Annotated in this window: 17 protein-coding genes; 11 read left to right on the top strand and 6 right to left on the bottom strand. The window is 56.2% G+C overall.

Going from position 1 to position 21,975, the window contains the following annotated elements; translation table 11 throughout:
- Window positions 1-105: 105 nt before the first annotated feature.
- Window positions 106-2,301, bottom strand: coding sequence for a primosomal protein N' (gene priA / locus SK53_RS20320; protein ID WP_023315037.1), 2,196 nt, complete (start codon window positions 2,299-2,301; stop codon window positions 106-108).
- Between the two features lie 200 nt (window positions 2,302-2,501).
- Here priA and rpmE point away from each other — a divergent pair, with 200 nt between their 5' ends.
- On the top strand, window positions 2,502-2,714 hold the full coding sequence (rpmE, locus tag SK53_RS20315; RefSeq protein WP_003862040.1) for a 50S ribosomal protein L31: 213 nt from the start codon (window positions 2,502-2,504) through the stop codon (window positions 2,712-2,714).
- Between the two features lie 321 nt (window positions 2,715-3,035).
- A complete protein-coding gene (locus SK53_RS20310; protein ID WP_048209935.1) occupies window positions 3,036-3,716 on the top strand; it encodes an oligogalacturonate-specific porin KdgM family protein in 681 nt (226 codons plus the stop codon).
- A gap of 42 nt (window positions 3,717-3,758) precedes the next feature.
- Here SK53_RS20310 and metJ read toward each other — a convergent pair whose 3' ends face one another.
- On the bottom strand, window positions 3,759-4,076 hold the full coding sequence (metJ, locus tag SK53_RS20305) for a met regulon transcriptional regulator MetJ (protein WP_003862042.1): 318 nt from the start codon (window positions 4,074-4,076) through the stop codon (window positions 3,759-3,761).
- A gap of 275 nt (window positions 4,077-4,351) precedes the next feature.
- On the opposite strand from metJ, the gene metB reads away from it, so the two are divergent.
- The 4 genes from metB to katG all read left to right on the top strand — a co-directional run bounded on the left by metB (window position 4,352) and on the right by katG (window position 11,389).
- Window positions 4,352-5,512 carry a cystathionine gamma-synthase gene (metB, locus tag SK53_RS20300; RefSeq protein WP_023323886.1) on the top strand — a complete coding sequence of 387 codons (1,161 nt, stop codon included), beginning with the start codon at window positions 4,352-4,354 and terminating at the stop codon, window positions 5,510-5,512.
- Window positions 5,513-5,514: 2 nt separating this feature from the next.
- On the top strand, window positions 5,515-7,947 hold the full coding sequence (locus SK53_RS20295) for a bifunctional aspartate kinase/homoserine dehydrogenase II (protein ID WP_003862044.1): 2,433 nt from the start codon (window positions 5,515-5,517) through the stop codon (window positions 7,945-7,947).
- A 226-nt stretch (window positions 7,948-8,173) separates the two neighbouring features.
- Window positions 8,174-9,064 carry a methylenetetrahydrofolate reductase gene (gene metF / locus SK53_RS20290; protein WP_003862045.1) on the top strand — a complete coding sequence of 297 codons (891 nt, stop codon included), beginning with the start codon at window positions 8,174-8,176 and terminating at the stop codon, window positions 9,062-9,064.
- A gap of 144 nt (window positions 9,065-9,208) precedes the next feature.
- A complete protein-coding gene (gene katG, locus SK53_RS20285) occupies window positions 9,209-11,389 on the top strand; it encodes a catalase/peroxidase HPI (protein WP_003862046.1) in 2,181 nt (726 codons plus the stop codon).
- A 92-nt stretch (window positions 11,390-11,481) separates the two neighbouring features.
- Here the strand turns inward: katG and SK53_RS20280 are convergent, their stop codons facing one another.
- From SK53_RS20280 to ptsP, 3 genes are read right to left on the bottom strand one after another with little or no spacing between them, the layout of a single operon-like run.
- Entirely contained in the window at window positions 11,482-12,585 is a 1,104-nt protein-coding gene (locus SK53_RS20280; RefSeq protein ID WP_023315034.1) for a bifunctional L-1,2-propanediol dehydrogenase/glycerol dehydrogenase, read from the bottom strand.
- Window positions 12,586-12,597: 12 nt separating this feature from the next.
- Window positions 12,598-13,260, bottom strand: coding sequence for a fructose-6-phosphate aldolase (gene fsa, locus SK53_RS20275; RefSeq protein ID WP_023315033.1), 663 nt, complete (start codon window positions 13,258-13,260; stop codon window positions 12,598-12,600).
- 14 nt (window positions 13,261-13,274) lie between these two features.
- Window positions 13,275-15,776, bottom strand: coding sequence for a phosphoenolpyruvate--protein phosphotransferase (ptsP, locus tag SK53_RS20270; RefSeq protein ID WP_048209934.1), 2,502 nt, complete (start codon window positions 15,774-15,776; stop codon window positions 13,275-13,277).
- A gap of 305 nt (window positions 15,777-16,081) precedes the next feature.
- On the opposite strand from ptsP, the gene SK53_RS20265 reads away from it, so the two are divergent.
- From SK53_RS20265 to SK53_RS20245, 5 genes are read left to right on the top strand one after another with little or no spacing between them, the layout of a single operon-like run.
- Window positions 16,082-17,161, top strand: coding sequence for a PTS fructose transporter subunit EIIC (locus SK53_RS20265; RefSeq protein ID WP_048209933.1), 1,080 nt, complete (start codon window positions 16,082-16,084; stop codon window positions 17,159-17,161).
- Window positions 17,162-17,175: 14 nt separating this feature from the next.
- Window positions 17,176-17,496 (top strand): PTS fructose-like transporter subunit IIB, encoded by a 321-nt coding sequence (locus SK53_RS20260; RefSeq protein ID WP_045346531.1) that lies wholly within the window; start codon window positions 17,176-17,178, stop codon window positions 17,494-17,496.
- A gap of 51 nt (window positions 17,497-17,547) precedes the next feature.
- Window positions 17,548-19,845: a formate C-acetyltransferase gene (locus SK53_RS20255; protein ID WP_048209932.1), complete on the top strand. Its 2,298-nt coding sequence runs from the start codon at window positions 17,548-17,550 to the stop codon at window positions 19,843-19,845.
- A complete protein-coding gene (locus SK53_RS20250; protein ID WP_048209931.1) occupies window positions 19,811-20,686 on the top strand; it encodes a [formate-C-acetyltransferase]-activating enzyme in 876 nt (291 codons plus the stop codon). The genes SK53_RS20255 and SK53_RS20250 overlap by 35 nt, the downstream gene beginning before the upstream one ends.
- 2 nt (window positions 20,687-20,688) lie before the next feature.
- A complete protein-coding gene (locus SK53_RS20245; RefSeq protein WP_023326308.1) occupies window positions 20,689-21,045 on the top strand; it encodes a PTS fructose-like transporter subunit IIB in 357 nt (118 codons plus the stop codon).
- Here SK53_RS20245 and SK53_RS20240 read toward each other — a convergent pair.
- Window positions 21,032-21,880 (bottom strand): helix-turn-helix transcriptional regulator, encoded by an 849-nt coding sequence (locus SK53_RS20240; protein WP_048209930.1) that lies wholly within the window; start codon window positions 21,878-21,880, stop codon window positions 21,032-21,034. The two genes, SK53_RS20245 and SK53_RS20240, sit on opposite strands and share 14 nt — an antisense overlap.
- Window positions 21,881-21,975: the final 95 nt, after the last annotated feature.

Here is a 21,975-nt window from a genome sequence, read left to right as displayed (position 1 = left end):
CTGAACACCGAACTGCGGACCGCACCATTTTTACAGATAGTTAATGGAATCGGTTACAGAATTTTCATAAAAAGTGTGAGGCGCATTAAATTTTTCGATCCGTCTTCAGCCTTCAATCGGATCGACGTCCAGAACCCACTTCACTTTTCGCGCTTCCGGCAGGGTATTGATCAGCGCCAGCGTGCCGCTGACGATCTGCTGTAAACGGATACGCGAGGGGTGCTGAAGTAAGAGTTGCCAGCGGAAACGGCCGCCGCGTTTCGGGGCGAGCGCGGGTACCGGGCCTAAAATCCACAGCTGATTATCCACCAGCGGGCTGGCTTGCAGGAGGTTTCTCAGCTGTTGCAGGAACAGCGGCGCCTGCTGGTTATTATGGTCTTCCGCACGGATGATAACGTGGCTGGTCCACGGGGGAAGCTGCATCGTCTGACGTTCGGCCAGCGCCTGGTCCGCGAAGGCGTCATAGCCTTTGTGCAGCAGGGTTTGCAGCAGCGGATGTTCAGGGTGGTGCGTTTGCAGCACCACCTCGCCCTGCTTACCCGCTCGACCAGCGCGACCGGCAACCTGGGTATAAAGCTGGGCGAAACGCTCGGCGGAGCGAAAATCCGCGGAGAACAGCGCGCCGTCGACGTCCAGCAGGGCGACCAGCGTCACGTCCGGGAAGTGGTGCCCTTTCGCCAGCATCTGAGTACCAATCAGGATACGCGCGCCGCCACGATGTACTTCCGCCAGTTGCTGCTCAAGCGCCCCTTTACGGCTGGTGGTATCCCTGTCGATACGGGAGATGGGCACATCCGGGAAGAAGGGCGCGAGCGCCTGTTCAAGCTGTTCCGTTCCCAGACCGACCGGCACGATGTGCGTTGAGCCGCAGGACGGGCACTGACGGGGGACCGGACGCTGGCTGTCGCAGTGGTGGCAGCGCAAATGGCGCTGAGCCTGGTGGAAGGTGTAGTAGTGATCGCAGCGCGGGCACTCCGCGATCCAGCCGCAGTCGTGGCACAGCAGCGCAGGCGCAAAGCCGCGGCGGTTCAGGAACAGGATCACCTGGTTGCCCGCCTGCAAATGCTGACGCATGCGGCTAATCAGCGCAGGCGCTAACCCGGCCTGCACCTGCTGACCTTTCAGATCCAGCACATGCTGAATGGCCGGGCGGGCATTTCCCGCGCGGCGCGTCAGGCGCAGCATGTGGTATTTACGCTGGCGAACGTTGTGCAGCGTTTCAAGCGCGGGGGTGGCAGACCCGAGAATAATGGGGATTTGCTCGCTGTGGGCGCGGTACACGGCTAAGTCGCGGGCGTGATAGCGCCAGCCTTCCTGCTGTTTATAGGAGCTGTCATGCTCTTCATCGATCACGATAACGCCGAGATTTTTAAACGGCGTAAACAGCGATGAACGGGTGCCGATCACAATCGCCGCTTCGCCGTTTTTCGCTTTCAGCCAGGCGCTGAGGCGCTCGCTGTCGTTCAGGCCGGAGTGCAGAACCTCAACGGGCGCATTAAAACGTTCACGGAAACGCGCGATGGTTTGCGGCGTCAGGCCGATTTCCGGCACCATCACCAGCGCCTGTTTGCCCTGCGCGAGCACGTTTTCCAGCACGCTCAGATACACTTCGGTTTTACCGGAGCCGGTGACGCCCGCCAGCAGCCAGGCGGAAAAACGATCGGCAGCGCTGTGAATCGCGCCTACGGCGGTGGCCTGCTCGGTATTCAGACGCAGACGATCGCCCGAGACGGAAAAGCCGTCGCGCCAGTCGTGAAGGGCAGGTGCTTCACTGGCCAGCTCGCTCAGCCCTTTCTTCCTTAATGCCTGCAACGCGGTTTCGCTTACCTCAAGCTCGTCGACCTGATGGCGCCAGATTTTTCCCTGGCGCAGCGCGGCCAACGCCTGCTGCTGTTTTTGCGAGCGCTTCAGGCTGTTAATGTCCACCGCCTGGCCCTGCTCGGTGGCAAACCAGTACCACATTGGCGCGTGGCTGGCGCTCTTACCCTGGCGCAGCATAATGGGCAGGGCATGGAACAGGACGTCGCCAATCGGATGATGATAATAATCTGCCGCCCACAGCAGCAGTCGCCAGGTGCTGGTGGAGTAAACCGGCTCGCTGTCCAGCACCTCAACAACCGATTTCAGCTCGTTTAGCGGCAGTTCGCTTTTATTACTGACGGACACCACGATCCCCACGCGCTGCTGTTTGCCAAACGGCACGGTCACGCGACAGCCCGCTTTGGCGCTCATGCTGTCGGGCAGCAGGTAGTCAAAGGTGCGGGGAAGCGGAACGGGCAGGGCAACGTGAGCGACGGGCATCGAATCTTCCTGACTTGAAAAGTGGCGCGTTAGTATACACATTAGTGAAAGCGGCGTGCGGATCAGTTTGCATACGTTGGTCAAATTCTGTATGATTCGCCGCCTTTGGTGTATTTTACGCCAAAGAACTTACATTCAACATCGCGTGGTGTCTGGCGTTAGGGCTGGAAGAGCGACGCGGCCTTAACTGAGGTTCTCCCATGAAAAAAGATATTCACCCGAAATACGAAATGATTACTGCAAACTGCTCTTGCGGTAACTCTATCCAGATCCGCTCTACCGTGGGTCACGATCTGAACCTGGACGTGTGCGGCAAATGCCACCCGTTCTACACTGGTAAGCAGCGTGATGTTGCAACCGGTGGCCGTGTTGACCGCTTCAACAAGCGTTTCAGCATCCCGGGCGCTAAATAAGCATCCAGAAGAAACCGCCTCCGGGCGGTTTTTTTGTGCCTGTAATATCTCTCCTGAATTAATTCTGTATTTATATTTTCTCTTCAAATATATATTTTAATTTTTCCGAAAAATAATCACCGTGTCTTAATATATTCCTATTTATACGGATAGTGAGCTTTATCTCTGTATTCTTGGCCTGTTTGCCATTTTATTGCCGGATATGGCAATAAATAAAAGGTTTCCCTCTGGGTGTAAAATTACACTGCGCTCGACATAAATTCTTATTTGCCATTTCAACAGCGATGGCTTTCAGGGTGTATTTACTTTGAGGGAAAAAGGATGAAACTGAAGCAACTTTTATTCGTGCTTCCATTACTATCGTGCGCGGCGCAGGCGGGATATGTTGATTACCGACACGAGTATTACGACGATAGACGTAACTATGACCGTGTGTACATGTCACACCGTTTCGGGACGGGCTTTGGTGTGGCCGTAGAGGCCGTCTCACGCTCAGACGAAAAGCAATCTAATGATGCGCTCAATAATATGGAAAGTAACAGCAACGAATATACTGCCAGCTACCAGTTTACCTGGCAGGGATTTATCTGGCAGCCGGGTATCGCGGTTGAAATGGGTGACGACATGGCTATTTATAAACCCTATTTACGCGTACAGTATAATATTAATGAAAGCTGGTGGACGGCGTTCCGTTATCGTACCGAATATACCCGCCGTAATGCAGACGGTAAAGATGACAGACTGGTATATCGCCCGGAAATGTGGCTGGGATATAATATTGATAACTGGATGTTTGAGCTGAACGGAATTTATAAATTCGCCGACAACGAAGATCTGTATAACAACAAAAAAGAGGATTACGAATATAACTTCCGCGTGGCGTATAACATCGATTCGTGGGTGCCATTCGTGGAGGTGGGTAATGTCTCTTCCGGCTATAACACTGCTACCACTGACGACCGACAAACGCGTCTGCGTGTCGGCTTAGGTTACAACTTCTGAGAAACCATCCCGCTGAGCACCCTCAGCGGGACCGCATCGCTGTTAGTATTCCCAGGTCTCCGGGTCGATACCCAGTTCACGCATGATCACCTTCGCCTCTTCCGGGATTTCGTCACTGCGTTCTTTACGCAGATCGTCATCGTTCGGCAACGGTTGGCCGGTAAACGCATGCAGGAACGCTTCGCACAGCAGTTCGCTGTTAGTGGCGTGACGCAGGTTGTTCACCTGACGACGCGTACGTTCATCGGTGAGGATCTTCAACACCTTCAGAGGAATGGACACCGTGATTTTCTTGACTTGCTCACTCTTCTTACCGTGCTCAGCGTATGGGCTGATATATTCGCCGCTCCATTCAGCCATGAGATACCTTTAATCCTCTCAGTCATTAATCTAAAGGTGCAAAACCCGTAACCATCAGTTTTGAACCGTAATCTTGCGTAGTTTACCGTAGAGACGATACCGAGGCACGGATATTGCCGCTGTAGCGTGTCCTAAAGCATATAATTTTAACGGCTATTTGCGCATTGCTCAATCTATACGCAAAGAAGTTTAGATGTCCAGATGTATTGACGTCCATACTTTCAATGTTTACTCTGGTGCCTGACTTTTCACCTCATTCGCCAGGAAGCCTCACCATGACGCGTAAACAGGCCACCATCGCAGTGCGTAGCGGATTGAATGATGACGAGCAGTACGGCTGCGTTGTCCCGCCAATTCATCTCTCCAGTACCTATAATTTCACCGGATTTAATGAACCTCGCGCGCATGACTACTCGCGTCGCGGCAATCCTACGCGCGACGTCACCCAGCGCGCGCTGGCGGAACTGGAAGGCGGCGCAGGGGCGGTATTAACCAATACCGGCATGTCTGCCATTCACCTGGTAACCACAGTGTTCCTGAAACCTGGCGATCTGCTGGTGGCGCCACACGACTGTTACGGCGGCAGCTATCGTCTGTTTGATAGCCTGGCGAAACGTGGCTGCTACCGTGTGCTGTTTGTCGATCAAAACGACGAACAGGCGCTGAAACAGGCGCTTGCCGAGCAGCCGAAGCTGGTTCTGGTGGAAAGTCCAAGCAATCCATTGTTGCGCGTAGTCGATATTGCGAAAATTTGTCAGCTCGCAAGGGATGCGGGAGCGATAAGTGTAGTGGATAATACGTTCCTCAGTCCGGCCCTTCAGAACCCACTGGCACTGGGTGCCGATCTGGTGTTGCATTCATGCACGAAATATCTGAACGGCCATTCTGACGTGGTGGCGGGCGTGGTGATTGCCAGAGATCCCGACGTTGTCACCGAACTGGCATGGTGGGCCAATAACATTGGCGTCACCGCGGGCGCGTTCGACAGCTATTTGCTGCTGCGCGGTATTCGCACGCTATCACCGCGTATGGACGTGGCGCAGCGTAATGCCCAGGCGATCGTGGATTTCCTGAAAAACCAGCCGCTGGTGAAAAAGCTTTATCACCCGTCGCTGCCGGAAAACCAGGGGCACGAGATTGCCGCGCGCCAACAGAAAGGATTTGGCGCGATGTTAAGTTTTGAACTGGACGGTGACGAGCAAACGCTGCGTCGCTTCCTGAGCGGGTTGTCATTGTTTACGCTGGCGGAATCCTTAGGGGGAGTAGAAAGCTTGATCTCCCACGCCGCAACTATGACGCACGCAGGTATGGCACCCGAAGCACGTGCCGCCGCCGGGATTTCCGAGACGCTGCTGCGTATCTCGACCGGTATTGAAGATTCTGAAGATTTAATTGCCGATCTGGAAAATGGCTTCCGGGTCGCAGCCAAGGGGTAATCATGAGTGTGATAGCGCAGGCAGGGGCGAAGGGTCGTCAGCTGCACAAGTTTGGTGGTAGTAGTCTTGCTGATGTGAAATGTTACCTGCGTGTCGCAGGGATCATGACCGAGTATTCACAGCCGGGGGACATGATGGTTGTCTCTGCGGCAGGCAGCACCACCAACCAGTTGATTAGCTGGCTGAAACTGAGCCAGACCGATCGCCTCTCTGCGCATCAGGTGCAACAGTCCTTACGTCGTTACCAGAGCGAACTGATTGCCGGTTTGCTGCCTGCGGACGTGGCGGACGGGCTGATTAGCGCTTTTACGCACGACCTTGAGCGTCTGGCCGCTCTGCTGGACAGCGGCATTACCGATGCGGTGTATGCCGAAGTGGTTGGCCACGGTGAAGTGTGGTCTGCGCGCCTGATGGCCGCCGTGCTGCAACACCTGGGTGTGGAAGCCGCCTGGCTCGACGCGCGTGATTTCCTGCGTGCCGAACGTGCCGCGCAGCCGCAGGTGGACGAAGGGTTGTCCTACCCGCTGCTGCAACAGCTGCTGGTGCAACATCCCGGTAAACGTATTGTCGTCACCGGCTTTATCAGCCGCAGCAATGCCGGCGAAACCGTTCTGCTGGGCCGTAACGGCTCTGACTACTCGGCAACACAGATTGGTGCCCTGGCGGGCGTGTCCCGCGTCACCATCTGGAGCGACGTGGCCGGTGTGTACAGCGCGGACCCGCGCAAAGTGAAAGATGCCTGCCTGCTGCCGCTGCTGCGTCTCGACGAAGCGAGCGAGCTGGCGCGTCTGGCGGCCCCGGTGCTGCACGCGCGCACGCTACAGCCGGTTTCCGGCAGCGACATCGACCTGCAACTACGCTGTAGCTACACGCCGGATCAGGGTTCCACCCGCATCGAGCGCGTGCTGGCATCCGGTACGGGCGCGCGCATTGTCACCAGCCACGATGACATCTGCCTGATTGAGTTCCAGGTGCCTGCGGGCCAGGATTTCAAACTGGCGCACAAAGATATCGACACCATCCTGAAACGTGCTCAGGTGCGTCCGCTGGCCGTTGGCGTGCATAACGATCGCCAGCTGTTGCAGTTCTGCTATACCGCCGAAGTGGTGGACAGCGCCCTGAAAATTCTGGATGAAGCGGGCCTGCCGGGCGAGCTTCGCCTGCGTCAGGGGCTGGCGCTGGTGGCGATGGTAGGCGCGGGCGTCACCCGTAACCCGCTGCACTGCCACCGCTTCTGGCAGCAGCTGAAAGGCCAGCCGGTGGAGTTCACCTGGCAATCAGAAGAGGGCATCAGCCTGGTTGCCGTTCTGCGTAAAGGGCCAACCGAAAGCCTGATTCAGGGCCTGCATACCTCCCTGTTCCGTGCGGAAAAACGCATCGGCCTGGTGCTGTTTGGTAAAGGCAACATCGGTTCCCGCTGGCTGGAGCTGTTCGCCCGCGAACAGGTCACGCTCTCGGCGCGTACCGGGTTCGAATTCATTCTCGCAGGCGTGGTGGACAGCCGCCGCAGCCTGCTGAACTACGAAGGGCTGGATGCCAGCCGCGCGCTGGCCTTCTTTAATGATGAAGCCGTCGAGCAAGATGAAGAGTCGCTGTTCCTGTGGATGCGTGCGCACCCGTATGACGATCTGGTAGTGCTGGATGTGACCGCCAGCGAGCAGCTGGCCGATCAGTATCTGGATTTCGCCAGCCACGGGTTCCACGTCATCAGCGCCAACAAGCTGGCGGGCGCGAGCAGCACTGATAAATATCGCCAGATCCACGACGCGTTCGAAAAAACGGGTCGTCACTGGCTGTATAACGCCACCGTTGGCGCAGGTCTGCCGGTTAACCATACCGTGCGCGATCTGATTGAAAGCGGCGACAGCATTCTGGCGCTGAGCGGGATCTTCTCCGGCACGCTCTCCTGGCTGTTCCTGCAATTTGACGGCACCGTGCCGTTCACCGACCTGGTGGATCAGGCGTGGCAGCAGGGTTTAACCGAGCCGGATCCGCGCGTTGACCTTGCCGGTAAAGACGTGATGCGCAAGCTGGTGATCCTGGCGCGTGAAGCCGGCTACGACATTGAGCCGGGTCAGGTACGCGTTGAGTCGCTGGTGCCTGCGGGCTGCGAGGAAGGGTCCGTCGATCACTTCTTCGAGAACGGCGACGAGCTGAACGAGCAGATGGTGCAACGTCTGGAAGCAGCTAACGAGATGGGGCTGGTGCTGCGTTACGTGGCGCGCTTCGAGGCGAACGGTAAAGCGCGCGTGGGCGTGGAGGCGGTGCGTCCTGAACATCCGCTGGCGGCGCTCCTGCCATGCGACAACGTCTTCGCCATCGAAAGCCGCTGGTACCGCGATAACCCGCTGGTGATCCGTGGCCCGGGCGCGGGACGCGATGTCACCGCCGGAGCCATTCAGTCCGACATTAATCGTCTGGCTAAGCTGCTGTAACGTCTGCATTTCCCTCTCCCTGTGGGAGAGGGACAGGGTGAGGGTATCAGACCGCACTCACCCCCATCATGAATGCCCTTCATCTTCCCTGAACAAACCTCACCGTTAATGTTGATTATTTCTGTTGACGTCATCCCGCTTTTCCGTCATTTTTACATCTGGACGTCTAAACGTATAGAAGTTCACAACACAACAGACAATGACACGCGATTGATAGGGGTAGGGTATGAGCTTTTTTCACGCCAACCAGCGGGAAGCACTGAACCAGAGCCTGGCCGAAGTAAACGGCCAGATTAACGTCTCTTTTGAATTTTTCCCGCCGCGCACCAGTGAAATGGAGCAAACCCTGTGGAGCTCTATCGATCGCCTGAGCAGCCTCAAGCCGAAGTTCGTCTCCGTGACCTACGGCGCCAACTCCGGTGAGCGTGACCGCACGCACAGCATCATTAAGGGCATTAAAGACCGAACCGGTCTGGAAGCGGCGCCGCACCTGACCTGTATCGACGCCACCCGTGATGAACTGCGCGCCATTGCCCAGGACTACTGGAATAACGGCATTCGCCACATTGTGGCCCTGCGCGGCGACCTCCCGCCAGGCAGCGGTAAGCCAGAGATGTTTGCCGCCGATCTGGTCGGCCTGCTGAAAGACGTTGCCGACTTTGATATCTCCGTGGCCGCCTACCCTGAAGTTCACCCGGAAGCCAAAAGTGCCCAGGCGGATCTGCTCAACCTGAAGCGTAAAGTGGAGGCTGGTGCTAACCGTGCGATTACTCAGTTCTTCTTTGACGTTGAAAGCTACCTGCGCTTTCGTGACCGCTGCGTCTCGGCAGGTATTGATGTCGAAATCATCCCTGGTATTCTGCCGGTCTCGAACTTCAAACAGGCGAAGAAATTCGCGGATATGACCAACGTGCGCATTCCGCTGTGGATGTCCAAAATGTATGAAGGGCTGGACGACGACCCGGAAACCCGCAAGCTGGTGGGAGCCAATATCGCGATGGACATGGTGAAGATTTTAAGCCGCGAAGGGGTGAAAGATTTCCATTTCTATACCCTGAATCGCGCGGAAATGAGCTATGCCATTTGCCATACGCTCGGTGTTCGCCCGGCGCTGTAAAGTAAAAAGCCCTCATAAAACGAGGGCTTTTTAATCGAACAGAGAGTTAAAAGGTATTAGCTATCGAATCTGTGGATTAATTCAACTATCTCTTATCGCTAGTGGTGTATATCGTAACGGTAACACTGTAAAGGGAGCATAGCGATGAGCATGTCAGACGAGACCAATAACGCGGCATCCGCCGGCAAATGTCCGTTCCACCAGGGCGGCGTCGATCACAGCGCGGGTGCAGGTACCGGCAGCAAAGATTGGTGGCCTAAACAACTCCGCATCGATCTTCTAAACCAACATTCCAACCGTTCGAACCCGCTGGGTGAAGACTTCGACTACCGCAAAGAATTCAGCAAGCTCGACTATTCCGCCCTTAAGGGCGATCTCAAAGCCCTTTTAACCGACTCACAACCGTGGTGGCCTGCCGACTGGGGAAGCTATGCGGGCCTGTTTATTCGTATGGCCTGGCACGGTGCGGGTACCTATCGCTCCGTTGACGGTCGCGGCGGCGCGGGGCGCGGCCAGCAACGTTTTGCGCCGCTGAACTCCTGGCCTGATAACGTCAGTCTGGATAAGGCTCGCCGTCTGCTGTGGCCAGTTAAGCAAAAATACGGACAAAAAATCTCCTGGGCCGACCTGTTTATCCTCGCGGGTAACGTGGCGCTGGAGAACTCCGGCTTCCGCACTTTTGGTTTCGGTGCCGGGCGTGAAGACGTCTGGGAACCGGATCTGGACGTGAACTGGGGCGATGAAAAAGCCTGGCTGACCCACCGTGACCCGGAAGCGCTGGCGAAGCGCCCGCTTGCGGCCACTGAAATGGGCCTGATTTACGTTAACCCGGAAGGGCCAAACGCCAGCGGTGAACCGCTGTCTGCGGCGGCGGCGATCCGCGCTACCTTTGGCAATATGGGCATGAACGACGAAGAGACCGTCGCGCTGATTGCAGGCGGCCATACGCTCGGTAAAACGCACGGCGCAGGCGAAGCCACGCATGTGGGCACTGACCCGGAAGCGTCGCCGATTGAAGCGCAGGGTCTGGGCTGGGCCAGCACGCACGGCACCGGTATTGGCGCTGACGCCATCACCTCCGGGCTGGAAGTTATCTGGTCTCAAACCCCGACCCAGTGGAGCAACTACTTCTTCGAGAACCTGTTCAAATACGAATGGGTGCAGACGCGTAGCCCGGCGGGCGCCATTCAGTTTGAAGCCGTGGATGCGCCAGAAATTATGCCTGACCCGTTTGACCCGTCGAAAAAACGCAAGCCAACCATGCTGGTCACCGACCTGACGCTGCGTTTTGATCCGGAATTCGAGAAAATTTCCCGTCGCTTCCTGAACGATCCGCAGGCCTTCAACGAAGCCTTTGCGCGCGCGTGGTTCAAGCTGACCCATCGCGATATGGGGCCAAAAGCGCGGTACATTGGCCCGGAAGTGCCGAAAGAAGATTTGATTTGGCAGGATCCGCTGCCTCAGCCGGTGTTCCATCCGACGCAGGAAGATATTGAAAGCCTGAAAGCGGAAATCGCGGCCTCTGGTCTCTCCGTGAGCGAGCTGGTTTCCGTGGCCTGGGCGTCGGCATCGACCTTCCGCGGCGGCGACAAGCGTGGCGGCGCTAACGGCGCGCGTCTGGCGCTGGCGCCTCAGCGCGACTGGGATGTGAACGCCGCGGCGGTACGGGCGTTACCGGCTCTGGAAGCTATTCAGCGCACCACTAATAAAGCCTCACTGGCCGATATCATCGTGCTGGCAGGTGTTGTGGGCGTTGAGCAGGCGGCGAAAGCGGCAGGCGTTTACGTCAACGTACCGTTTACCCCAGGCCGCGTAGATGCGCGTCAGGACCAGACGGACATCGAGATGTTTAACCTGCTCGAACCGGTTGCCGACGGTTTCCGCAACTACCGTGCGCAGGTGGATGTGTCCACCACCGAGTCGCTGCTGATCGACAAAGCCCAGCAGCTGACCCTGACCGCGCCGGAACTGACGGTGCTAATCGGCGGTCTGCGCGTACTGGGTGCAAACTTCGATGGCAGCAAGAATGGCGTGTTTACCAACCGCGAGGGCGTGCTGAGCAACGACTTCTTCGTTAATCTGCTGGATATGAACACCCAGTGGAAAGCGACCGATGACTCAAACGAGCTGTTTGCCGGTAGCGATCGCGCCAGCGGGGAAGTGAAATACACCGCCACCCGCGCCGATCTGGTCTTCGGTTCAAACGCCGTCCTGCGTGCGCTGGCCGAAGTTTACGCCAGCAGTGATGCACACGAGAAGTTCGTCCGTGATTTTGTTGCCGCGTGGGCGCGAGTGATGGATTTGGACCGGTTTGACGTGAAGTAACCCATGTGCCGGGTGGCGGCTACGCCTTACCCGGCCTACAAATTAAAGTGCCATGTAGGCCGGGTAAGCGCAGCGCCACCCGGCTTTTTTCGTTACTCCCACTCCTGCAAGAATCGCTGTCCATACTGGTCGGCCACCAGCAGCGCCGCATAGACCTGATCCGGCGTGACGCCGCCAGGCATGTTGTGAATGGTTTCACCTTCGGCGCAGGACGCTTCCGCGATCAGCCGCATTTTGGCCGGAATATCCTCTTTGATGTTCAGCTGCGCCAGGGTGATCGGCAGCCCAACGCTGTGGCAAAGCGCGGCGACGGTCTCAATTTCTTCAACCGGCGCGTTCTCCAGTACCAGCTGTGTCAGTGTGCCGAACGCGACCTTTTCACCATGGTAAAAATGATGCGCATCCGGCACCGCCGTCATGCCGTTGTGAATGGCGTGCGCCGCCGCCAGCCCGCCGCTTTCAAAGCCCACCCCGCTGAGATAGGTGTTGGCTTCGATAATGCGTTCCAGCGCCGGTGTGACGACATGCTGCTCTGCCGCCAGCATCGCTTTCTCGCCCTCTTCAACCAGCGTGTTGTAGCACAGCTCTGCCAGCGCTAACGCTGCCTGCGTGCACTTGCCACCCGCCATGGTCGTGGCGCCGCTGCGCGAACAGGCGCGCGCTTCAAACCAGGTTGCCAGTGCATCGCCAATCCCGGCGGCCAGCAGGCGCGCAGGTGCGCCTGCCACCACTTTGGTATCGACAATCACCATGTTCGGGTTGTGCGGCAGCATCAGGTAGCGATCGAACTCACCGCTGTCGGTATAAATCACGGAGAGGGCGCTGCACGGCGCATCGGTGGAGGCAATGGTCGGGGCAATAGCCACCGGCACGTCCATAAAGTGCGCCAGCGCTTTGGCGGTATCCAGCGTTTTTCCGCCGCCGATACCCAGCACCGCCAGGCAGTCGGCGCTGTCGGCCAGCTTTTTCAGGCGATCGATTTCATTTTGCGAACATTCGCCACCAAACGGTGCGATTTCGGCATGGAGTCCGGCTTTTTTAAAACTCTGACGCAGGGTTTCTTCAGCAAAACCCAGCACAAATTTATCGCCCACCACCAGCCAGCGATTCGCCAGCGGCTTCAGGTAGTCGCCGAGGCGAGTAAGAACATCTGCACCCTGGATGTATTTCCCCGGCGATTGAATAATACGGTCCATAACAGTTCTCCCTTAGAGGTTGAGGTTACCAAACGCGTTTTTCCAGTCCTGCTCGAACTTCTCTATGGCTGACTCTACCGCTGGTGTGTCGAGCATTTGTTGCGCTACGTCTAAGGGAAGCGTGATTGCCTCACATCCTGCCAACAGGCAATCCAGCGCCTGGCGCGGCGTTTTAAAGCTGGCAGCCAGCACCATGCTTTCCGGCGCATGCAGTTCCAGCAGGGACTGCAGCTCCTGTACCATGCCAATACCGTCGCCGCCCTGTGCGTCGACGCGGTTGACGTACGGCGCAACGTATTTCGCGCCTGCCAGCGCGGCCAGTAAACCCTGAGCGGCGCTGTAAACGGCGGTGCCCAGCGTGGTAATTCCCTCTTTCTTCAGCGCCTTAATCGCGATGAGCCCCTGTGCAGTGACGGGAATTTTTACCACGATGTCCGGCAGGGCATTGTTCAGCCGTTTTGCTTCCGCCACCATTTCTTCGGCATCGCGGCTCATGGTTTGAGCAAACAGCATGCCTTCCGGCCCAATGGCTTTTTGCAGGCGCGGCAGCACGTCCCAGATGGATTCACGGCTGGCGGCAATGATGCTCGGGTTGGTGGTAACGCCCGCAATGGGAAAAATGCGCGCCAGGCGTTCAACTTCCGCTACGTTGGCGGTATCCAGGTACAGTTCCATCACTCTTCCTCGTTTTACAGTTCTAATTCGTGTTGTAGCAGGGAAGCAATCGCCTCCCCTGAGCTGGCGTTAACCAGCGCATTGCGGAAATCCTCATGCATGATGCGGCGTGCCAGTCGGGAGAAAATACGCATATGCTGATCGCCCGCGGCGTGTTTATTCAGCGTTAGCATGATGATGAATTGTGCTTCTTCATCTCCCCACATGACGGGGGCTTTCAGGCGTGCAACGCTGATGGTGGATTGCTCAATGTGCTCCGATTTGCTGTGCGGGATAGCAAAGCTAAAGCCGAGCCCGGTGGAGAAGACCGCTTCGCGTGCCCACAGATCGGCCTCCAGCTTGCGTGGGTAGCGGCAACGTCCTGCGAGCAGCAGGTTATCGGTCATTCCCTTCATGACCTCTTCTTTGCTGTTCCAGTCATTGTCCAGTGAAATGCAGCGAGGTGTAACCAGAGGTGTGTCCTGCTGATTCATGCGGAACTGCGCCAGCAGGTGCTCCACTTCAAGCGAAGTGCGACACGCCATGGCCTGATTCAGCAACTGGCGGCAGGCGCGGCTATCAAGCTGAGCCAGACGCGCTTTGGTTGCCGGGATAGCGGGCGACCCCATGCTCAGCTCGTCCAAACCCAGACCCACCAGCAATGGCAACACCGAGCCTTTTGCACCCAGTTCGCCGCACAGGCCAATCCATTTCCCCTGTCGATGGACGGCTTGTACCGCGTAATCCAGCGCCCTCAGGAAGGCCGGGTTCAGGCTGTTGTAATGGCGTGTGACTTTGGCGTTATCGCGATCAACAGCCAGCAGATACTGCGTCAGGTCATTGCTACCGATGCTAAAGAAATCAATCTCTTCGCAGCACTGGTCGATGATAAACATCACCGAAGGGACTTCCAGCATGATGCCAAGCGGGATTTTCTCATCAAACGGAATATGCTCAGCGCGGAGCTGTTGTTTCGCTTCGGCAAGTTTCTCTTTCACCCACAGGATCTCTTCCATGGAAGAGATCATCGGGATCATGATCTTCAGGCTGCCGTGAGCAGAGGCGCGCAGGATCGCCCGAAGCTGGGTGGTGAAAAGCACTGCATACTCTTCGTAAATACGTACGGCGCGGTAACCGAGGAACGGGTTATTTTCGGCCGGGATCTTCAGGTACTCTACCGGCTTATCGCCGCCGATATCCATGGTCCGCACGATGATGCTGCGCCCGTTTGCACTTTCCAGTGCCTGACAGAAAATGTTGTAGAGCTCGTTTTCACCGGGCGCGCTGCTGCGGTCCATATAAAGCATTTCGGTGCGAAACAGGCCAACGCCCTCGGCGCCGTTCTCAAAGGCTGCCTGCGCTTCCACCGCATGGGCGATGTTCGCGGCAATCTCAACCCGCAGGCCGTCGGCGGTTCTGGCTTCCCGGTCCAGCCAGATGCCCTGCTGCTCGCGTAGTGCCTGTTGTACCCGTGCTTCCTGTCGGTAGTAGCGCGCCACCGCATCGCTGGCATCGACCACGACGGCACCAGCATTGCCATCGATAAATACGGATTGATTGCGCCACTGCAGCAGGCTTTCATTGTCGACGCCCACCAGCGTCGGAATATTAAAGGAACGTGCAAGAATAACCGTATGCGAGGTTGTTCCACCGCTTTTTAACAGCAGCCCTTTTAGCAAGGTTTTATCCAGTTCCAGGAACTGGCCGGGCGTGAGGTCGTCAGCAAGGCAGACGCTCGGCTGCGTCAGTTGCCCCGGAGACGGGAAACGCGCTTCACCGTAGATATGCTGTAAAAGCTGATAGCAGACGTCGCGTACGTCCAGCACACGCTCCTGCAAATACGTGCTGCTGGAACGAGAGAACGTATCGCAGAAATGGTTCGCCGTGGCGATGATGGCCTGAGCGCAGCTTAAGCCCCGGTTGACCCCTGACAGGAGGTGCTGGCGCAGCGAGGTATCCGTAGCCAGCGAACGATGGGCTTCAAGAATGGCGCTGGCGGTGCTGTCGCTGTCCAGCGCGCGCAGCTCAATGTTTTTCACCAGCAGGGTGAGACCATTATCCAGTGCTAACTGCTCATCTCCTTCGTCTTTCGCTTCGGCTAAATCTGACAGTGCGTTGAGATCCAGCGAGGCCAGCAAGGTCAACACGCCCTGGGCGCTACCGCTGCAAACGGGCAGGGCGCGGAAAAGCGTTGGATTAAGGCGCGCGAGGGATTCTGGCAGCGGATCGCGCTCAATATTAATGGCTTCTGCGAGCGGCGCATCACAGTGTGGGAACTCTTCCCGGAGCCATTGTTCCAGTTGCTGATAGGCGTTCTGCTCATCTTCACCTTGGATCACCAGACGACAGGCATCGCCTGCCAGCGTATCGGTGCCAATGACTGCCAGTGCGCTCTTGGCATTCCCTTTACGGTCTGTGCGCAGGTTGTGCCATTCGATTTGCGAGATAAACGTATTGCACAGCGTTTCCACATGACTTGCCGGACGCGCGTGAACACCGTTGGGTAATTCACAGGTAAATTCCACTACGAGAGCCATACACACTCCTGAAATCAATCCTCATTCATTGGGCAACAGCATACGAGTGTGTTGATGACGCGCGCCATGTGACAAATCTGCCAAAAGCTGGACAAATGTAATGTCACGTGGAAAGTGAGATTTGACTCACAGGTTGTGGTCCTTTGTCTTATGCGTAACGTCTATCAGAAATGTCGAGGCGGATCGCATTTTTATTTCGACATTACAAAAATCCAGTAAATGGCCTTTTTGTCTCCTGTCCGCCGTCTTCCTGATTGCCTATTGTTTGCCACAACATCTTTATGGTTTTAGGCCAGGAGCGACATATGAAAGAGTTGGTGCATATTCTCAAGAACACGCGGCAGCATCTGATGACTGGGGTGTCGCACATGATCCCGTTTGTGGTCTCGGGCGGCATTTTGCTGGCGGTTTCGGTCATGTTGTATGGCAAAGGCGCGGTGCCCGATGCCGCAACTGATCCCAACCTGAAAAAGCTCTTTGATATCGGCGTGGTGGGGTTAACGCTGATGGTGCCATTCCTCGCCGCCTATATCGGCTACTCCATTGCAGAACGTGCCGCGCTGGCTCCCTGTGCAATTGCCGCCTGGGTGGGCAACAGCTTCGGTGCCGGGTTCTTTGGCGCGATTATCGCCGGGATTTTCGGTGGGATTGTCGTTTGGTACTTGAAAAAACTGCCGGTCCCGAAAGTGCTGCGCTCCGTCATGCCTATCTTCATCATCCCGATTATCGGCACGTTTATCACAGCAGGCATCATGATGTGGGGGCTGGGCGAGCCTGTAGGCGCACTGACCACCGGCCTTACCCAGTGGCTGCAAGGAATGCAGCAGGGCAGCATTGTGGTACTCGCCATTATTATCGGTCTCATGCTGGCGTTCGATATGGGCGGCCCGGTCAACAAAGTGGCGTATGCCTTCATGCTGATTTGCGTTGCGCAGGGCGTCTATACCGTCGTTGCAATTGCCGCCGTGGCTATTTGCATACCACCGCTAGGATTAGGCCTGGCGACGCTGATTAATCGCAAGAATTTTACCGGTGAAGAGCGTGAAGCGGGTAAGGCTGCATTAGTGATGGGCTGCGTGGGGGTCACCGAAGGGGCCATTCCGTTCGCTGCTGCTGATCCTCTGCGCGTTATTCCCTCCATCATGCTGGGATCCGCATGTGGCGCAGTGACGGCCGCCGTGATGGGCGCACAATGCTATGCCGGTTGGGGCGGGCTCATCGTTCTCCCTGTGGTGGAGGGCAAGCTGGGCTACATCGTGGCGGTTGCCGTGGGGGCTGTTGTGACGGCCATTAGCGTTAACGTGCTGAAGAGTTTTGCCCGCAAGAATGCAAAACAGGTCGAGGAAAAAGAGGACGACCTGGATCTGGATTTCGAAATTAACTGATTGAGGAAAAGAACATGGCCCGAATTATCGCAGTAACAGCTTGTCCGTCAGGCGTTGCCCATACCTACATGGCGGCCGAAGCGCTGGAAAGTGCCGCCAAATCTAAAGGTTGGGAAGTGAAGGTTGAAACGCAGGGGTCAATTGGCCTGGAGAACGAACTGACGGCAGAAGACGTTGCCGCCGCCGATATGGTGATCCTGACCAAAGATATCGGCATTAAATTCGAAGAGCGCTTTGCCGGGAAAACCATTGTACGCGTCAATATCAGCGACGCGGTAAAACGCGCCGACGCCATCATGAACAAAATTGATGCCCACCTGGCGCAAATCGCCTGACGCTCTCCCGCCCTTCGGGGCGGGTTCGTTTTCCGTTACAGGAGTTCCCTCATGACGAATCGTATCCAACGTTTGAAAGACGCACTTTTTGCCAGTCCACGTGAAATCTCGCTTGAGCGTGCTTTGCTCTATACCGCTAGCCATCAGCAGACGGAGGGCGAGCCGGTTATCCTCAGGCGAGCAAAAGCCACGGCGTACATTCTTGACCATGTGAATATCGCGATTCGTGATGAGGAACTGATTGCCGGAAACCGGACCGTTAAACCGCGCGCGGGCATTATGTCCCCTGAGATGGATCCGTACTGGCTACTTAAGGAGCTGGACCAGTTTTCCACACGTCCGCAGGACCGCTTCGAGATCGGCGAAGCGGATAAGCAGATCTACCGCGACGTGCTGTATCCCTATTGGGAAAAACGGTCGATGAAAGATTTCATCAACAGCCAGATGACGGATGAGGTGAAAGCCGCTGTAGGGACGCAAATTTTCAGCGTCAACCAGACGGACAAAGGGCAGGGGCATATCATTATTGATTATCCGCGCCTGCTGAATAACGGGCTGGGTGCGCTGGTGGAGCAAATGCGAGAATATTGTGCCCGCGATGCTCAGAACACGTTCTATGCCGCCGCGCTGATTCTGCTTGAAGCCTCCCAGCGCCATATTCTGCGCTATGCTGCGCTGGCTGAAACGCTTGCAACCGTCTGTGATGACGCTTCACGGCGTGAAGAGCTACGAAAGATTGCCGAAATCTCGCGTCACAACGCGCAGCATAAGCCGCAAACGTTCTGGCAGGCGTGTCAGCTGTTCTGGTATATGAACGTCATTTTACAATACGAATCTAACGCCAGCTCGCTTTCTATCGGGCGCTTCGACCAGTATATGCTGCCCTTTTATCAGGCTTCGTTTTCGCAGGGGGACGATCCCGCATTTCTGAAAGAGCTACTGGAATCGCTGTGGGTGAAATGCAATGACGTGGTGCTTTTACGTTCGACGAGTAGCGCACGTTATTTTGCTGGTTTCCCGACGGGTTATACCGCGTTGTTGGGCGGTTTAACGGAGAGCGGTCGTAGCGCAGTGAATGTGCTTTCCTTCCTGTGCCTGGATGCTTACCAGAGCGTTCAGCTTCCTCAACCGAACCTTGGCGTGCGGGTTAACGAACTTATCGACCGTCCTTTTCTGCTTAAAACGGCGGAGACGATCCGCCTGGGCACCGGTATCCCGCAGATTTTCAATGATGAAGTGGTGGTACCCGCTTTCCTGAATCGGGGTGTGTCGCTGGAGGATGCGCGCGACTACGCGGTGGTTGGCTGTGTAGAACTGTCAATTCCGGGTAAAACCTATGGCCTGCACGATATCGCGATGTTTAACCTGCTGAAAGTAATGGAAATCGCGATGCAGGAGAACGAAGGTAATGCTGCGCTGAGTTATGAAGGCTTGCTGGACCATATTCGCGCCAAAATTAATCACTACATTGCGCTGATGGTTGAGGGGAGCAACATCTGCGATATCGGCCATCGAGACTGGGCACCGGTGCCGTTGCTCTCTTCATTTATCAGCGATTGTCTTGAATCAGGGAAAGATATTACCGACGGCGGGGCGCGGTATAACTTTTCTGGCGTTCAGGGGATCGGGATAGCCAATCTGAGTGATTCACTGCACGCCCTGAAAGGGCTGGTCTTTGAACAGCAGCGCTTAAGTTTTGATGAGCTCTTAGCCGTGTTAAAAGCGAACTTTGCCACCCCCGAGGGAGAAAAGGTGCGTGCAAGGTTGATCAATCGCTTCGAAAAATACGGCAATGATATCGATGATGTCGACAATATCAGCGCTGAACTGTTGCGCCATTACTGTAAAGAGGTCGAAAAATACCGGAACCCGCGCGGCGGACAGTTCACGCCAGGCTCTTATACCGTATCGGCACACGTGCCGCTGGGGGCAGTGGTGGTAGCTACACCGGATGGCCGCTTTGCCGGAGAGCAACTGGCTGACGGTGGGCTCTCGCCGATGCTTGGGCAAGATATGCAGGGCCCAACGGCGGTACTTAAATCGGTAAGCAAGCTGGATAACTATCTGTTATCTAACGGTACGCTGTTAAACGTTAAATTTACCCCTGCGACGCTGGAAGGCGATGCCGGGCTGCAAAAGCTGGCGGATTTCCTTCGCGCTTTCACCCAGCTTAAGTTGCAGCATATCCAGTTCAACGTGGTGAACGCGGAAACATTGCGTGAAGCGCAACAGCGTCCACAGGATTTTGCCGGGCTGGTGGTGCGCGTTGCCGGCTACAGCGCCTTCTTTGTTGAGTTATCGAAGGAGATCCAGGATGACATTATCCGCCGCACAGCGCATCAGCTGTGACGTGGTTGAAACGCACGCCGAGGTGGCGCGTATTTTCAATATCCAGCGCTACTCATTGAATGACGGTCGCGGCATCCGTACGGTGGTCTTTTTTAAAGGTTGTCCTCATCGCTGTCCGTGGTGTGCGAATCCGGAGTCGATTTCACCGAAAATCGAAACGGTGCGCAGAGAAAGCAAATGTCTTCACTGCGTACCCTGTTTGCGGGACGTCGATGAGTGCCCCTCCGGCGCATTTGAGCCTATTGGGCGGGATGTTACGCTGGAGGAGCTGGTAAGCGAGGTAATGAAAGACGATGTTTTCTTTCGTTCCTCGGGAGGTGGGGTGACGCTCTCGGGTGGCGAAGTGTTGCTGCATGCGCCTTTCGCGACAAAATTTCTACAGGGTTTACGCCGTTTCGGCGTGCATACGGCCATCGAAACGGCAGGCGATGCCCCTTTGTCCCGATTAATGCCGCTGGCTCGCCAGTGTGATGAAGTGTTGTTTGATTTAAAGATCATGGACGCGGATCTGGCCCAATCGATTGTGGCAATGAATCTTCCCAGAGTGCTGGATAATTTCCGCCAGCTGGTGGCTGACGGGATAAACGTGATTCCTCGTGTGCCGCTTATTCCTGGCTATACGCTTAACGAAACGAACATGGCGCGCGTGCTGGCTTTCCTGCTACCTTCAGGAATACGGCAACTGCATTTATTGCCCTTTCATCAGTATGGGGAGCCAAAATACCGTCTGCTGGGACAGGAGTGGGGAATGCGGCAAGCGACCCCTCCGACAGAAGATGAGGTGTCAGCGATGCGTCAACTGGCAGAGCGCGAAGGTTTCAATGTTACCGTGGGAGGCTGAACATGACAGTGATAACGGGACGTCATCTGGTGGCGGTGACCGCGTGTGTCAGTGGCGTCGCACATACCTATATGGCTGCCGAACGTCTGGAAAAGCTCTGCCAGCAGGAGAAGTGGAGCGTTAACATTGAGACGCAGGGAGCGCTGGGCGTTGAGAGCGAGCTTACGGAAGACGACATACGGCGAGCCGATGTCGTATTGCTCATTACCGATATCGAACTGGCGGGCAGCGAACGTTTCGAGCATGCGCGCTACGTGAAGTGCGGTATTAGCGCCTTTTTACGCGACCCACAAAAGGTGATGGGGGCGGTGCGTAAAATGTTAGCCGCTCCGCAGCATACTCAGGTCATTCTGGACTAATGACCTTCCCGGTGAGCTGGCTGTGATACTGGCGACGGTATTCTGACGGCGAACGCTCGGTGTTTTTACGAAACAACCGGCAGAAATAGTTGCTGTCGACAAATCCGCAGGCATGCGCCACCTCTTTCACTTTCAAATCATATCCTTTCAGTAACTGGCGCGCGTGTTCCAGTCGGGTGTGCGTCAGGTACTCATTGAAACCCACTGCGCCCGTTTTCTGGAACAGATGCGACAGGTAGTTTGGGGAGATATAAAACGCCTGCGCGACGGATTCCCGGGTAAGGGGAGTGGCGTAGTGTTCGTCAATATAGACCCGAATTGCTTCAAACAAAGCCTGGCTGCGGGAGGCGGTTTGGATCTGACTACCCAGCAGGTCGACGCAGTGGCTAAGCAGGCTGGCAATAATCAGCCGCGCGGTTTGTTGTTCATGCGGTTGCATCTGCATTTCATGAAGCGTCTGTAAGAGTAGCGACCCAATACGGGGACCGCGGCGGGCAACGTGCTGCTTTGTCAGGTTTCGCACGTCTATACCATTCCAGTGCAAAAGGCTAAACCCAAGCTGCTGTTTGCCAAACAGGATGCTCAGCGTTGTTGCGGGTGCTTGCCATTGTGGATTATTCCAGCCGCCAGCCGGGACGTATAAAACATCACCCTGCTGTAAAACGCAGCCAGCCTGGTCTTTCATCGAACCTTCGATCGCGATCTCCAGACGTGGAAAATCGACCTGCAAGGCAAGTTCGGGGGCGGAGGTAGCGGAGTTTGCAAAATGCACCTGACGCAGCGGCGTAGTGCTGTTGATCAGGTTAGTCAGGATGTGGGTAATGTCGTGGTGCATGGTGTGGATACCAGGGTATTGCCCGGCGGCGCTGGTGCTTGCCGGGCCTACGAAAAGCCTATTTTAGGGCGGGTAAGCGTAAGCGCCACCTGGCA

Source organism: Enterobacter sp. MGH119 (assembly GCF_001037675.1).
GTDB classification, from domain to species: domain Bacteria; phylum Pseudomonadota; class Gammaproteobacteria; order Enterobacterales; family Enterobacteriaceae; genus Enterobacter; species Enterobacter hormaechei_C.
Note: the sequence above shows the minus strand (reverse complement) of the source record. Positions and strands in the feature narration are given on the sequence as shown.